The sequence below is a fragment of the Pseudomonas sp. NMS19W genome, from assembly GCF_051554255.1.
GTDB classification, from domain to species: domain Bacteria; phylum Pseudomonadota; class Gammaproteobacteria; order Pseudomonadales; family Pseudomonadaceae; genus Aquipseudomonas; species Aquipseudomonas kribbensis.
On the sequence record NZ_CP136718.1, the window covers coordinates 1,878,052 to 1,891,553 of the forward strand.

At 61.5% G+C, this 13,502-nt stretch carries 8 protein-coding genes and 1 pseudogene; 4 read left to right on the forward strand and 5 right to left on the reverse strand.

All coding sequences use genetic code 11. From position 1 onward, the window contains the following. Positions 1 to 142 precede the first annotated feature (142 nt). The gene (locus tag R1A29_RS08600; RefSeq protein ID WP_438301158.1) at positions 143 to 487 is read left to right on the forward strand and encodes a YggL family protein; all 345 of its coding nucleotides are present in this window, start codon (positions 143 to 145) and stop codon (positions 485 to 487) included. A 58-nt stretch (positions 488 to 545) separates the two neighbouring features. On the opposite strand, the gene R1A29_RS08605 is transcribed toward R1A29_RS08600, so the two are convergent. After that, positions 546 to 1,736, reverse strand: coding sequence for a benzoate/H(+) symporter BenE family transporter (locus tag R1A29_RS08605; RefSeq protein WP_438301159.1), 1,191 nt, complete (start codon positions 1,734 to 1,736; stop codon positions 546 to 548). A 224-nt stretch (positions 1,737 to 1,960) separates the two neighbouring features. Between R1A29_RS08605 and R1A29_RS08610 the strand changes: the two genes are divergently transcribed. After that, a complete protein-coding gene (locus R1A29_RS08610; RefSeq protein ID WP_064378756.1) occupies positions 1,961 to 2,725 on the forward strand; it encodes a GntR family transcriptional regulator in 765 nt (254 codons plus the stop codon). A 69-nt stretch (positions 2,726 to 2,794) separates the two neighbouring features. On the opposite strand, the gene guaD is transcribed toward R1A29_RS08610, so the two are convergent. The 4 genes and pseudogenes from guaD to xdhA all read right to left on the reverse strand — a co-directional run bounded on the left by guaD (position 2,795) and on the right by xdhA (position 8,932). Beyond that, positions 2,795 to 4,099: a guanine deaminase gene (guaD, locus tag R1A29_RS08615; protein WP_438301160.1), complete on the reverse strand. Its 1,305-nt coding sequence runs from the start codon at positions 4,097 to 4,099 to the stop codon at positions 2,795 to 2,797. A 13-nt stretch (positions 4,100 to 4,112) separates the two neighbouring features. Then, positions 4,113 to 4,970: a xanthine dehydrogenase accessory protein XdhC gene (gene xdhC, locus R1A29_RS08620; protein ID WP_134826010.1), complete on the reverse strand. Its 858-nt coding sequence runs from the start codon at positions 4,968 to 4,970 to the stop codon at positions 4,113 to 4,115. A 116-nt stretch (positions 4,971 to 5,086) separates the two neighbouring features. Beyond that, positions 5,087 to 7,485: pseudogene (gene xdhB / locus R1A29_RS08625) on the reverse strand (xanthine dehydrogenase molybdopterin binding subunit). Continuing rightward, on the reverse strand, positions 7,478 to 8,932 hold the full coding sequence (gene xdhA / locus R1A29_RS08630; protein WP_438301161.1) for a xanthine dehydrogenase small subunit: 1,455 nt from the start codon (positions 8,930 to 8,932) through the stop codon (positions 7,478 to 7,480). Before xdhA ends, xdhB begins: the two are co-directional and overlap by 8 nt. 266 nt (positions 8,933 to 9,198) lie before the next feature. Between xdhA and R1A29_RS08635 the strand changes: the two genes are divergently transcribed. Together R1A29_RS08635 and smc are read left to right on the forward strand one after the other, a co-directional pair. After that, positions 9,199 to 9,858, forward strand: a complete 660-nt coding sequence (locus R1A29_RS08635; protein WP_065259722.1) for a GntR family transcriptional regulator — start codon at positions 9,199 to 9,201, stop codon at positions 9,856 to 9,858. A gap of 2 nt (positions 9,859 to 9,860) precedes the next feature. Continuing rightward, positions 9,861 to 13,349: a chromosome segregation protein SMC gene (gene smc / locus R1A29_RS08640; protein WP_438301162.1), complete on the forward strand. Its 3,489-nt coding sequence runs from the start codon at positions 9,861 to 9,863 to the stop codon at positions 13,347 to 13,349. Positions 13,350 to 13,502: the final 153 nt, after the last annotated feature.

The following is a 13,502-nucleotide window of genomic DNA, read 5'->3' on the forward strand; positions in this document are numbered from 1 at the left end:
AGGTGTAACAGCTTGTGCCTTTCCCAAGGGGCCCAATTGGTTATTTTTTTACGGGCGGTCGTACGCACGTCCCGGATAGGCGGGCAATCGCCGCCTTAAACTGGTAAAGTGCCGGCCGTTATTTATTTAGAGGATTGTTCCAATGGCGACTAACCGTTCCCGGCGTCTGCGCAAAAAACTGTGCGTCGATGAATTTCAAGAGCTGGGTTTCGAACTGAACCTGGGCTTCAAAGAAGACCTGTCCGAAAAAGCCATTGACGCTTTCCTCGAAGCCTTCATCAAAGAAGCCATGGAAAAGAATGCTCTGGGTTATGTCGGCGGCGACGACTTCGGTCTGGTTTGCCTGCAGAAGCGTGGCTCGGTCTCCGAAGAGCAGCGCGCTGCCGTCGAAGCCTGGCTGAAAACCCGCTCCGAGCTGACCACCACTGAAATCAGCCCGCTGCTGGACGTCTGGTATCCGGAAAAGCCGATCAACGCGGCCAAGTGATACTGAAAAAAACGGCGACCCTCGGGTCGCCGTTTTTTTATGCCTGCTTTTTAACGAGTCAGGCCTTGCGCCAGTTCAGAATCAGCAAGGTCAGCACCCCCGCAACAATCCCCCAGAACGCCGAACCGATGGAAAACAGCGTCAGCCCCGACGCCGTGACCATGAAGGTGATCAGCGCCGCTTCCCGTTCCTTCACCTCGGTCATGGCAATGCTCAAGCCATTGATAATCGAACCAAACAGCGCCAGCGCGGCAATCGACAGCACCAGCTCCTTGGGCAGCGCGGCAAACAGCGCCGCCAGCGTGGCGCCGAACACCCCGGCAATCCCGTAGAAAATTCCGCACCACACCGCTGCGGTGTAGCGTTTATTGCGATCCTCGTGGGCGTGGGGGCCGGTGCAGATCGCGGCGCTGATCGCTGCGAGGTTGATGCCGTGGGAGCCGAACGGCGCCAGCAACAGCGACGCAATGCCGGTGGTGGTGATCAAGGGCGAAGCCGGGACGTTGTAGCCGTCGGCGCGCAGCACGGCGACGCCGGGCATGTTCTGCGAGGTCATCGCCACCACAAACAACGGAATGCCGATGCTGATGGTTGCGGCGAGGGAGAAGTGCGGCGTGGTCCAGACCGGCGTCGCCACTTCCAGGTGAAAACCGCTGAAATCCAGCAGCCCCATGAAGCCCGAAAGCGCGGTGCCGATCAGCAGCGCGGCCAGCACCGCATAACGCGGCGTCAGGCGCTTGACCAGCAGGTAAGTGAAGAACATCCCCAGTACCAGCCCGGTGCGGTGCTGCGCGGCGACGAAGATTTCGCTGCCGATCTTGAACAGAATCCCCGCCAGCAATGCGGCCGCCAGAGAGGCCGGGATCTTTTTCACCAGGCGTTCGAAGCTGCCGGTCAAACCGCAGATCGTCACCAGCAACGCGCAGGTAATGTAGGCGCCGATGGCTTCGCCGTAGGTAACGCCGCCAAGGCTGGTGATCAACAGGGCTGCGCCGGGGGTCGACCAGGCAATCGTGATTGGCGTGCGATAGCGCAGCGAGAGGCCGATCGAGCACACCGCCATGCCGATGGAAATTGCCCAGATCCACGAGGAAATCTGCCCGCTGCTCAGGCCCGCGGCCTGCCCGGCCTGGAACATCAGCACCAGCGAACTGGTGTAACCGGTCATCATCGCGATGAATCCGGCGACGATGGCGGAGGGCGATGTGTCCGCCAGCGGGCGCAGTCGGGTGTGGGTGATTTCGTTCATGACAGCGGCGTTCCTTGTTCAAGCCACGGATTTCGGGTTTAAGCCTAAACTCAAACGTAACGATGCGTTGCAATACAGCCGAAGTCACAAACAGCCGTACAGTCGTGTTGCCACCTTCCATTGTGTACAATCGCGCTGTTTTTTACGCGATACTTGCCAGCGACCCACTGTGCCGTATTACAGTCACGGTCAATTCGCCGCAGTTCTTCCCGACTCGAGTGCCCATGAACGAACAGTTGCAACCCCTCAAGAAACAACCGCGAGCAGGCAAAGCCGGCCGCAGCGGAACCCAGGACGATATTGTCTATGCGCATATCTTCGAGGCCATCCTCGAACAGCGCCTGGCGCCCGGTACAAAGTTGAGCGAAGAAGCGCTGGGGGAAATTTTCGGGGTCAGCCGCACCATCATTCGCCGCGCACTCTCGCGTCTGGCCCATGAAGGTGTGGTGCTGTTGCGGCCGAACCGTGGAGCGGTGGTGGCGAGCCCGAGCGTCGAAGAGGCGCGTCAGGTGTTCCTCGCCCGGCGCCTGGTGGAGCGCGCGATCACTGAACTGGCGGTGCAGCACGCCACCGCCGAGCAGATCGCCGAATTGCGTCAGATGGTCAACGACGAACGCGACAGTTTCTCCCGTGGCGATCGCGGCGCCGGTATCCGTCTCTCTGGCGAATTCCACCTGAAACTGGCCGAAGCGGCGAAGAACGCGCCGTTGATCAGCTTCCAGCGCAGCCTGGTTTCGCAGACGTCGCTGATCATTGCCCAATATGAAAGCGGCAACCGTTCGCATTGCTCCTACGACGAACACACCCAGTTGATCGACGCCATCGAAGCGCGCAACGGCGAGCTGGCGGTGGACCTGATGATGCATCACATGGATCACATCGACAGCAAGCTCAACCTCGACGAGGAAAGTGCGTCAGACGATCTGCATGCGGTGTTCTCGCATCTGTTGCAGACCAAGAAGCCGGGACGGCCTGCGGCCAAGCTCTGAAGCGAATCGACAGGCAATAAAAAATCCCCGGGGTGAACACCACCGGGGGATTTTTTTGTCTGCAGAAAACTAGCGCTGGTGCACCAGCGCACCCGCCGCGTAGGTCTGGGTCACGGTGCGGTCATCGCCCAGGGTCATCAGCACGAACAACGTTTCGGCAATGTTGTTGGACTGCTTCAGGCGGTAGCTCAGCAGCGGCGTGGCGTTGTAATCCAGCACCAGGAAGTCGGCGTCGGAGCCCGGTTGCAGGTTGCCGATCTTGTCTTCCAGGCGCAGTGCCCGCGCGCCGCCGAGGGTGGCGAGGTACAGCGATTTGAACGGGCTCAGGCGCGCACCTTGCAACTGCATCACTTTGTAGGCTTCGTTCAGGGTCTGCAGCAGCGAGAAACTGGTGCCGCCGCCGACGTCAGTGCCGAGACCGACGTTCAGTTTGTGCTTCTCGGCCATCGGCAGGTTGAACAGGCCGCTGCCGAGGAAGAAGTTCGAGGTCGGGCAGAACGAAATCGCCGAGCCGGTTTCCGCCAGGCGCGCGCATTCGTCGTCGCACAGATGCACGCCGTGGGCGAACACCGAACGCTCGCCGAGCAACTGGTAGTGGTCGTAGACGTCAAGGTAGCCCTTGCGCTCAGGGAACAGCTCCTTGACCCACTCGATTTCCTTGAGGTTCTCGCTGATGTGGGTCTGCATGTACAGATCCGGGTATTCAGTCAGCAATTGGCCGGCGAGGGTCAACTGTTCCGGGGTGCTGGTCGGGGCGAAACGCGGGGTGACTGCATAGTGCAGACGACCCTTGCCGTGCCAGCGCTCGATCAGCGCCTTGCTGTCGACGTAGCTGGATTCGGCGGTGTCGGTCAGGTAGTCCGGCGCATTGCGGTCCATCATCACCTTGCCGGCGATCATCCGCAGATCAAGCTTCTCGGCCGCTTCGAAGAACGAGTTCACCGACTGCGGGTGCACGCTGCCGAACACCAGCGCGGTGGTGGTGCCGTTGCGCAGCAGCTCCTTGATGAAAATGTCCGCCACTTCATCGGCGTGGGCCTTGTCGCCGAACTGGCTTTCGCACGGGAAGGTGTAGGTGTTCAGCCAGTCGAGCAATTGCTCGCCGTAGGCGCCGACCATGCCGGTCTGCGGCAGGTGGATGTGGGTGTCGATGAAACCCGGGGTGATCAGTGCATCCTTGTGATGCGTGATCTCGATGTCCGCCGGCAGGGTCGGCAGCAGTTCGCTGGCGTGGCCGAGGGCGCTGATCTTGCCGCCATCGACCACCAGCAGGCCGTCCTCGAAATACTCGTAGGAGGCTTCGATGCCGACCTCGGCGGGGTCGGCGATGCTGTGCAGGATGGCGGCGCGGTAGGCTTTGCGAGTCAGAGGCATGAGGGTTCTCTAATCAGTTTGAGGCTTTGAGTGTGGCGGCCTGACTGCGGCGCGAAACCGGCAGCAGTTTGGCAATCGGTTCGGCGCTGGCGGTGTGCTGGCCGAAATTGGCGTTATAGGTGGCGATGATTTCGCCGGCGATGGAGATGGCGATTTCCACAGGCAATTTGCCTTTGACTTCGCTGATGCCCATCGGGCAGCGCATGCGTTGCACGACACTGGCGTCGAAACCGCGGTCACGCAGGCGATGTTCGAACTTGGCGCGTTTGGTCTTCGAACCGATCAGGCCGAACCAGGTGAAGTCGTTGCGCTTAAGGATCGCGGCGGTGAGTTCCAGATCCAGCTGATGGTTGTGGGTCATGACGATGCAGTAGCTGCCGGCGGGCAGGTCGTCGATTTCATCCACAGGCTCTTCGGCGACGATTTTACGCACGCCGTGAGGAATCTGTTCGGGAAATTCCTCCTCCCGGGAATCGATCCAGCGCACCCGGCAGGGCAGGCTGGCGAGCAGCGGTACCAGGGCGCGACCGACATGACCGGCACCGAACACGGCGATCTGCGCCTGCACCTGGCCCATAGGTTCGAACAGCAATACCGTGGCGCCGCCGCAGCACTGGCCGAGGCTGGCGCCGAGGCTGAAGCGCTCCAGATGGGTGTCCTGCCTGCCGCTGGCGAGCATTTCGCGGGCGATCTGCATGGCTTTGTATTCCAGGTGCCCGCCACCGATGGTGTCGAATGTCTGGCGGGCGCTGACGACCATTTTCGAGCCGGCATTGCGCGGCGTCGAGCCGAGCTCTTCGATGATCGTCACCAGAACGCAGGGCTCGCCCTGGTTCTGCAGGTCGGCGAGGGCGTCGATCCAGTTGTACATGTTCACCTCGACATCTTCGTTGTCTGTCGGGCCTCTTCGCGAGCCAGCCCGCTCCCACAAGGGAATGCATTCCAAATGTGGAAGCGAGCCTGCTCGCGAAGGCCGCGCCTCGGTCCTTAAAGCGGAGCCAACTCGGTTTCAGCCTCGACGGCCTTCACCGCCTTGAGCTGACGCATCTGCTCGCAACCCCACAACACCCGCTCCGGGGTCGCCGGCGCGTCGATCTTCGGTTGGTGCTTATAGTCGCCCAGACTTGCCACCGCATCCTTGATCGCGCACCACGCGGCGATGCCGAGCATGAACGGTGGCTCACCCACAGCCTTGGAATGGAACACCGTGTCTTCCGGGTTCTTGCGGTTTTCCACCAGCTTCACTCGCAGATCCAGCGGCATGTCCGCCACGGCCGGGATCTTGTAGCTGGCCGGGCCGTTGGTCATCAGCTTGCCTTTGTTGTTCCACACCAGCTCTTCCATGGTCAGCCAGCCCATGCCCTGGACGAAGCCGCCCTCGACCTGGCCGATGTCGATGGCCGGGTTCAGCGAGGCGCCGACGTCGTGGAGGATGTCGGTACGCAGCATCTTGTACTCGCCGGTCAGGGTGTCGACGATCACTTCGCAGCACGCCGCGCCGAAGGCGAAGTAGTAGAACGGCCGGCCACGGGCCTGACTGCGGTCGTAGTAGATTTTCGGGGTCTTGTAGAACCCGGTGCTCGACAGCGACACCTGATTGAAATACGCCAGCTGGATCAGCGCTTCGAAGGTCATGATGTGGTCGCGCACACGGACGTGACCGTTGTGGAATTCCACGTCTTCTTCGCTGACCTTGTAGTGCCGCGCCGCAAATTCAACGAGGCGTTGCTTGATGATTTCCGCCGCGTTCTGTGCGGCTTTACCGTTCAGGTCGGCACCGCTGGAGGCCGCAGTCGGCGAGGTGTTCGGCACCTTGTCGGTGTTGGTCGCGGTGATCTGCACGCGGTCCATTTCCACCGGAACACTTCGGCCACGACTTGCGCGACTTTGGTATTCAGACCCTGGCCCATCTCTGTGCCGCCGTGGTTCAAGTGGATGCTGCCGTCGGTGTAGACGTGCACCAGCGCACCGGCCTGGTTGAGGAAGCTGGCAGTGAAGGAAATGCCGAATTTCACCGGGGTCAGCGCCAGGCCTTTTTTCAGGATCGGGCTGTTGGCGTTGTAGCGACGGATCGCTTCGCGGCGCTCGGCGTACTGGCTGCTTTCTTCCAGTTCGGCGGTCATTTCCTCGAGCATGTTGTGCTCGACGGTCTGGTAGTAATGGGTGACGTTGCGTTCGGTCTTGCCGTAGTAGTTGGCCTTGCGCACGGCCAGCGGATCGAGGTTGAGGTGACGGGCGATGGCGTCCATCACTTCTTCGATCGCGACCATCCCTTGCGGGCCGCCGAAACCACGGTACGCAGTGTTCGACGCGGTGTTGGTCTTGCAGCGGTGACCGTTGATGGTGGCGTCACCGAGGTAGTACGAGTTGTCCGAGTGGAACATCGCCCGGTCGACAATCGAGGCCGACAGGTCAGGCGAACAGCCGCAGTTGCCGGCCAGGTCCATGGCGATACCGTGCAGGCGTCCGGTGCTGTCGAAGCCGACGTCGTACTCGACGTAGAACGGGTGACGCTTGCCGGTCATCAGCATGTCTTCGACCCGTGGCAGACGCATCTTGGTCGGCTGGCCGGTGAGGTGCGCGACCACGGCGCACAGGCACGCCGGGCTGGCCGCCTGGGTTTCCTTGCCACCGAACCCACCGCCCATGCGGCGCATATCGACGACGATTTTGTTCATGGAAACGTCGAGGACTTCCGCCACCAGTTTCTGCACTTCGGTGGGGTTCTGGGTCGAGCAGTAGACGATCATGCCGCCGTCTTCGGTCGGCATCACCGAGGAGATCTGGGTTTCCAGATAGAAGTGTTCCTGACCGCCAATGTGCAGCGTGCCCTGAATACGATGTTCAGCGGTGGCCAGGGCGTTGGCCGAATCGCCGCGCTGATGGGTGTGGCTGTCGAGCACGAAGTGGCGTTTGCGCAGGGCCTCGACCACGTCCAGCACCGGTTCCAGATCTTCGTATTCGATGATCGCGGCCATCGCGGCCTTGCGTGCGGTTTCAAGATCCCTGGCGGCCACGGCCAGCACCGGTTGACCGACGAACTGCACATCATCGATGGCCAGCAGCGGATCGCCCGGCAGCAGCGGGCCGATGTCTTTCAGGCCCGGCACGTCTTCGTGGGTGATGGCGATGCGCACGCCTTCGAAGGCGTAGCAGGGCTTGGTGTCGATGCTGATGATTTTCGCGTGGGCGCGATCCGACAGCCGTGCGTAAACATGCAACTGGTTGGGGAATTCCAGGCGGTCATCGATGTACTGCGCTTCGCCGGACACATGCTTGGCGGCGCTGTCGTGCTTGACGCTGCGGCCGACGCCGGTGGTCAGGTCTTTGGCGAACAATTCAGCCAGTTCAGCTTGTGTTTTCTCTACGCCGTGATGGTTAGACATAAGCGGTCACCCGAGTCTCGATGTGCGGTGTTTGCAGTTCGATGAAGTATTTGCGCAGCAGGTTCTGCGCGCTGAGCAGGCGGTATTCCTTGCTGGCGCGGAAGTCCGAGAGCGGGGTGAAATCCTCGCCCAGCGCGGTGCAGGCACGTTCGACGACAGCATTGTTGAACGGCTGACCGAGCAGCACGGCTTCGCAGTGGGCGGCGCGTTTCGGGATCGCGGCCATGCCGCCGAAGGCGACGCGGGCGTCGGTGATCACACCGTTTTCGACGCGCAGATTGAACGCGGCGCAGACGGCGGAGATGTCATCGTCCAGACGCTTGGAGACTTTGTAGGCGCGGAAACGCTGCTCGGCGGTGGCGCGAGGGACGATGATTTTCTCGATGAACTCGCTTTCCTGACGCGCGGTGACCCGGTAATCGATGAAGTAATCTTCCAGGTTCAGCGTGCGGCGGGTCTCGCCCTTGCACAGCACGATCTTTGCGCCGAGGGCGATCAGCAGGGGTGGCGAGTCACCGATCGGCGAGGCGTTGCCGATGTTGCCGCCCAGGGTGCCCTGGTTGCGAATCTGTAGAGAGGCGAAGCGGTGCAGCAGTTCGCCGAAGTCCGGGTACTCGGCGTTCAACGCTTCGTAGCAGTCGGAGAGAGCAGTGGCAGCGCCGATTTCAATGCGGTCCTCGAAATGCTCGATGCGCTTCATTTCGGCGACGTTGCCGACGTAGATCATCACCGGCAGGGTGCGGTGGAACTGGGTGACTTCCAGCGCCAGATCGGTGCCGCCGGCCAGCAGGCGGGCTTGTGGATACGCGTCGTAGAGGTCGGCCAGATCGGCCACGGTCAGCGGCACCAGGCAGCGTTTGTCGCCGCTGTTGAGTTCGCCGATCGATGTCGGGGCAATGGCTTTGAGGCGGGCGATGGTTTCCGCTTCACGGGCGTCGAACTGGTCCGGCTGCTTGCCGCAGCAGGATTGCTCGGCGGCGGCCAGGATCGGCCGGTAGCCGGTGCAGCGGCAGAGGTTGCCGGCCAGCGCTTCGTGGGCTTTGGCATGGTCCGGTGCATCACTGTTCTTTTGCAGGGCGAACAGCGACATCACGAAACCGGGGGTACAGAAACCGCACTGGGAACCGTGGCACTCGACCATGGCTTTCTGCACGCTGTGCAGTTCGCCCTGGTGCTTGAGGTCTTCGACGCTGATGAGTTGTTTGCCGTGCAGCGACGAAACGAACGTCAGGCACGAGTTGAGGCTGCGATAGCGAATGTGCTCGCGGCCGTCGTCATCCGTCTGCAACTCGCCGACCACCACCGTGCACGCGCCGCAGTCACCGCTGGCGCAGCCTTCTTTGGTGCCGGATTTGCCCACGTGTTCACGCAGGTAGTTGAGCACAGTCAGGTTCGGGTCCAGGGCGTGCTCGCTACGGAGTTCCTGGTTGAGTAAAAACTGGATCACGGAAGGCCTCGCAGACTCATTATTGTTGTTAAGCGACTTGAGCCGAATTTAGCAGGTCTGACTTTTCGGTCAATGGTTTTCTGACTTAAAGGTCAGGAAAAACCGTTTTGTCGCTTTGCAACGTGTCTCTTCAGTATTGACCCTCATTGGATCAACTGCTTTTTTGCGGGATTCGTGCCAAAAACCGCTGTGCGGGCACTCCGCCATGTACGCGCATTGCGCTACACTGCGCCGCTTGTGCAGATCGAAGAGTTTGAAGGACAACCATGACGTTCAAGGCGCCGGACAGCCTCGCCGAGCAAATCGCTCACCACCTCGCCGAACGGATCATTCGCGGCGAAATGAAGCCGGGAGAGCGTATCCAGGAACAGAAGGTCACGCTGGCGCTGAACGTCAGCCGCGGCTCGGTCCGCGAAGCCTTGCTGATCCTCGAGCGCCGCCATCTGATCGCGATCCTGCCGCGTCGCGGCGCCCACGTTACCGAGCTGACGGCGCACAAGGTGCAGAGCCTGTGCACGTTGATGAGCGAGCTGTACATCCTGCTCGGCAACGCAGTGGCCAACGGCTGGCAAGTCCAGGCCGACATGGCGCCGTTCGTACAGATCCAGCAGCGCCTGACCGCCAGCTACGAGCGTCAGGACATCCGCACCTTCGTCGACGACAGCTTCAACGTGATGCGTGCCGCGTACCCGTTCGCCAACAACCCGTATCTGCAGGAAACCGTCGAAAACCTGCAACCGGCCATGAGCCGTGCGTACTTCCTCGCGCTGGAACAGCGCAAGGCCGAAATGAGCGAGTTCCTCGAACTGTTCGAGCGCTTGCTGGCCGCCGTCCTCGCCCGTGACCTGCCGCAGATCCGCATCGTGCTGACGGCTTACGCCCAGCGCAGCTGCGATCTGGTGGTGTCCGCCCTGACGGTTGCCTGACCTTGCGCCTCAAGTGCATCAAACTGGCGGGGTTCAAATCCTTCGTCGACCCGACCACGGTGAACTTCCCCAGCAACATGGCGGCGGTCGTCGGGCCGAACGGTTGCGGCAAGTCGAACATCATCGACGCCGTACGCTGGGTGATGGGCGAAAGCTCGGCCAAGAACCTGCGCGGCGAGTCGATGACCGACGTCATCTTCAACGGCTCGACCAGTCGTAAACCGGTGAGTCAGGCGAGCATCGAACTGGTGTTCGACAACTCCGACGGCACGCTGCTGGGCGAGTGGGCGGCGTACGCGGAAATTTCGATCCGCCGCAAAGTGACCCGCGACAGCCAGACGACTTATTACCTCAACGGCGCCAAATGCCGTCGCCGCGACATCACTGACATTTTCCTTGGCACCGGCCTCGGCCCGCGCAGTTACTCGATCATCGAACAGGGGATGATCTCCAAGCTGATCGAGTCCAAGCCGGAAGACCTGCGCAACTTCATCGAAGAAGCCGCCGGCATCTCCAAGTACAAGGAGCGCCGGCGCGAGACTGAAAACCGCATCCGCCGCACCCACGAAAACCTCGCTCGCCTGACCGACCTGCGTGAAGAGCTTGAGCGCCAGCTCGAGCGCCTGCACCGCCAGGCCGAGGCCGCGAGGAAGTATCAGGAATTCAAGGCCGAAGAGCGCCAGCTCAAGGCGCAACTGTCGGCCCTGCGCTGGCAGGATCTGAACGATCAGGTCGGTCAGCGCGAATCGATCATCGGCAACCAGGAAATCAGCTTCGAAGCGCTGGTCGCCGAGCAACGTAACGCCGATGCCGCCATTGAGCGCCTGCGCGACGGTCACCATGACCTGTCCGAGCGCTTCAATCTGGTGCAGGGGCGCTTCTATTCGGTCGGCGGTGACATCGCCCGGGTCGAGCAGAGCATCCAGCACGGCCAGCAACGCTTGCGCCAGTTGCAGGACGACCTGAAGGAAGCCGAGCGCGCGCGCCTCGAAACCGAATCGCACCTGGGCCACGACCGTACCTTGCTGCTGACCCTCGGCGAAGAGCTCGATCAACTGACCCCGGAGCAGGAAATCACCAACGCCGCTGCTGAAGAAGCCGCCGCGGCGCTGGAAGATTCCGAAACCGTCATGCACGGCTGGCAGGAGCAGTGGGACGCCTTCAACCTGACCGCCGCCGAACCGCGCCGTCAGGCCGAAGTGCAGCAGTCGCGCATCCAGCAGCTGGAAACCAGCATGGAGCGTCTGGCCGACCGGCAAAAACGTCTGGGCGAAGAGCGCGCGCTGCTCTCCGCCGATCCGGAAGACGCGGCGATCATGGAACTCAGCGAGCAGCTCGCCGAGTCCGAGGCCACCCTTGAAGATCTGCAGACCAGTGAAGAAGCCCAGGTCGAAAAACTCGAGCAACTGCGTCAGGAGTTGCAGCAAGCGTTGACTGCGCAACAACAGGCGCAGGGCGATTTGCAGCGGCTCAACGGTCGCCTCGCGTCCCTCGAAGCCTTGCAGCAGGCCGCGCTCGATCCGGGCACCGGCACCGCCGAATGGCTGAAGGAACACAACCTCGCCGAGCGCCCGCGTCTGGCCGAAGGCCTGAAGGTCGAGGCCGGTTGGGAGCTGGCGGTGGAAACCGTGCTCGGCGCCGACCTGCAAGCGGTACTGGTGGATGACTTCGCTGGTTTCGATCTGTCCGGTTTTGCCCAGGGCGATCTGCGTTTGCTCAGCCCCGGCAATGACGGCGTGCGCGTGGCCGGCAGCCTGCTGGACAAGGTCGAGGCGCAGGTTGATCTGTCGCCATGGCTGGGTCAGGTCAAACCGGTCGACAGCCTTGAGCAGGCACTGGCATTGCGCGGCCAACTGGCTGCCGGCCAGAGCCAGATCAGTCGCGACGGCTACTGGGTCGGTCGGCACTTCCTGCGGGTACGCCGTGCCAGCGAGGCCGAAAGCGGCATGCTCGCGCGCGGCCAGGAAATCGAATCGTTGCATGCGGAACGCGAAGAGCGCGAAGCCACGGTCGAAGCCATGGAAACCCGTCTGCAAACCCTGCGTGCGCAACAGCGTCAGCAGGAAAACGGTCGCGAACATCTGCGTCGTTTGCTGCAGGACGAAGCTCGTCAGCAGGGTGAATTGAAAGCTCAACTGTCCGCCGGCAAAGCCAAGGCAGAACAGTTGACCCTGCGCCGTACCCGCCTCGACGAAGAACTGGTCGAACTCGCCGAGCAACGCGAACTGGAACACGAAAACATCGGCGAAGCGCGGATCCAGTTGCAGGACGCCCTCGACGCCATGGCCCTCGACACCGAGCAGCGCGAATTGCTGCTGGCCCAGCGCGACAGCCTGCGCGAACGCCTCGACCGGGTGCGTCAGGAAGCCCGCCAGCACAAGGATCACGCTCATCAATTGGCCGTGCGTCTTGGCTCGCTGCGGGCGCAGCATGATTCGACCCGCCAGGCGCTGGAGCGTCTGGAAATGCAGGCCGAGCGCCTCACCGAAAAACGTGAACAGCTCAGCCTGAATCTGGAGGAGGGCGAGGCGCCGCTGGAAGAGCTGCGCCTCAAGCTCGAAGAGTTGCTCGACAAGCGCATGAGTGTCGACGACGAACTCAAGACTGCTCAAATCGCCCTGGAAGACGCCGACCGCGAACTGCGCGACGCGGAAAAACGCCGGACCCAGGCCGAGCAGCAATCGCAATTGATCCGTGGCCAGCTGGAACAGCAACGCATGGAATGGCAGGCCCTGACCGTGCGCCGCAAGGCGCTGCAGGATCAACTGCTGGAAGACGGCTACGATTTGCACGGCGTACTCGATACCTTGAGCGCCGAGGCCAGTGAGAAGGAAGCCGAAGAAGAACTGGAACGCATCGCCGCACGCATTCAGCGACTGGGCGCGATCAACCTCGCGGCGATCGACGAATACACGCAACAATCCGAGCGTAAACGTTATCTGGATGCTCAGGACGCCGATCTGGTGGAAGCCCTGGAGACGCTGGAAAACGTCATCCGCAAGATCGACAAGGAAACCCGTAACCGTTTCAAAGATACCTTTGATCAGATCAATGGCGGTTTACAGGCGCTTTTCCCGAAAGTTTTCGGTGGCGGACGCGCGTATTTGGAACTGACGGGCGAAGATCTACTCGATACAGGGGTGACGATCATGGCGCAGCCGCCCGGAAAGAAGAACAGCACCATCCATTTGCTCTCCGGCGGCGAAAAAGCCCTGACCGCACTGGCACTGGTTTTTGCGATCTTCAAGTTGAATCCGGCGCCGTTCTGCATGCTCGATGAGGTTGACGCGCCACTGGATGACGCTAACGTTGGACGCTACGCACGCTTGGTCAAAGAGATGTCGCAGACCGTGCAGTTCATCTATATCACCCACAACAAGATCGCCATGGAAATGGCCGAGCAGTTGATGGGCGTGACGATGCACGAGCCGGGATGTTCGCGACTGGTAGCCGTGGATGTCGAGGAGGCGATGGCGATGGTGGACGCCTAGCGGCGCAGCTTCGAGCGATAAGCTGCGAGCTGTAAGAGAAGAGCTTGTGGCTTGTAGCTCGCAACTTGCAGCTGAGCTGCGCAAAGCTGACGACAGGTGGGCTATTTGAATGAAAGTGGCAATTCGACACAATTTGCGCGGCGATTTCGACAG

Excerpts from the sequence above, each read along its gene's own strand:
- guaD (WP_438301160.1), bottom strand. The coding sequence starts at position 4,099 with ATGCCTCTGACTCGCAAAGCCTACCGCGCCGCCATCCTGCACAGCATC.
- R1A29_RS08605 (WP_438301159.1), bottom strand. The coding sequence starts at position 1,736 with ATGAACGAAATCACCCACACCCGACTGCGCCCGCTGGCGGACACATCG.
- R1A29_RS08635 (WP_065259722.1), top strand. The coding sequence starts at position 9,199 with ATGACGTTCAAGGCGCCGGACAGCCTCGCCGAGCAAATCGCTCACCAC.
- R1A29_RS08610 (WP_064378756.1), top strand. The coding sequence starts at position 1,961 with ATGAACGAACAGTTGCAACCCCTCAAGAAACAACCGCGAGCAGGCAAA.
- R1A29_RS08600 (WP_438301158.1), top strand. The coding sequence starts at position 143 with ATGGCGACTAACCGTTCCCGGCGTCTGCGCAAAAAACTGTGCGTCGAT.
- xdhC (WP_134826010.1), bottom strand. The coding sequence starts at position 4,970 with ATGTACAACTGGATCGACGCCCTCGCCGACCTGCAGAACCAGGGCGAG.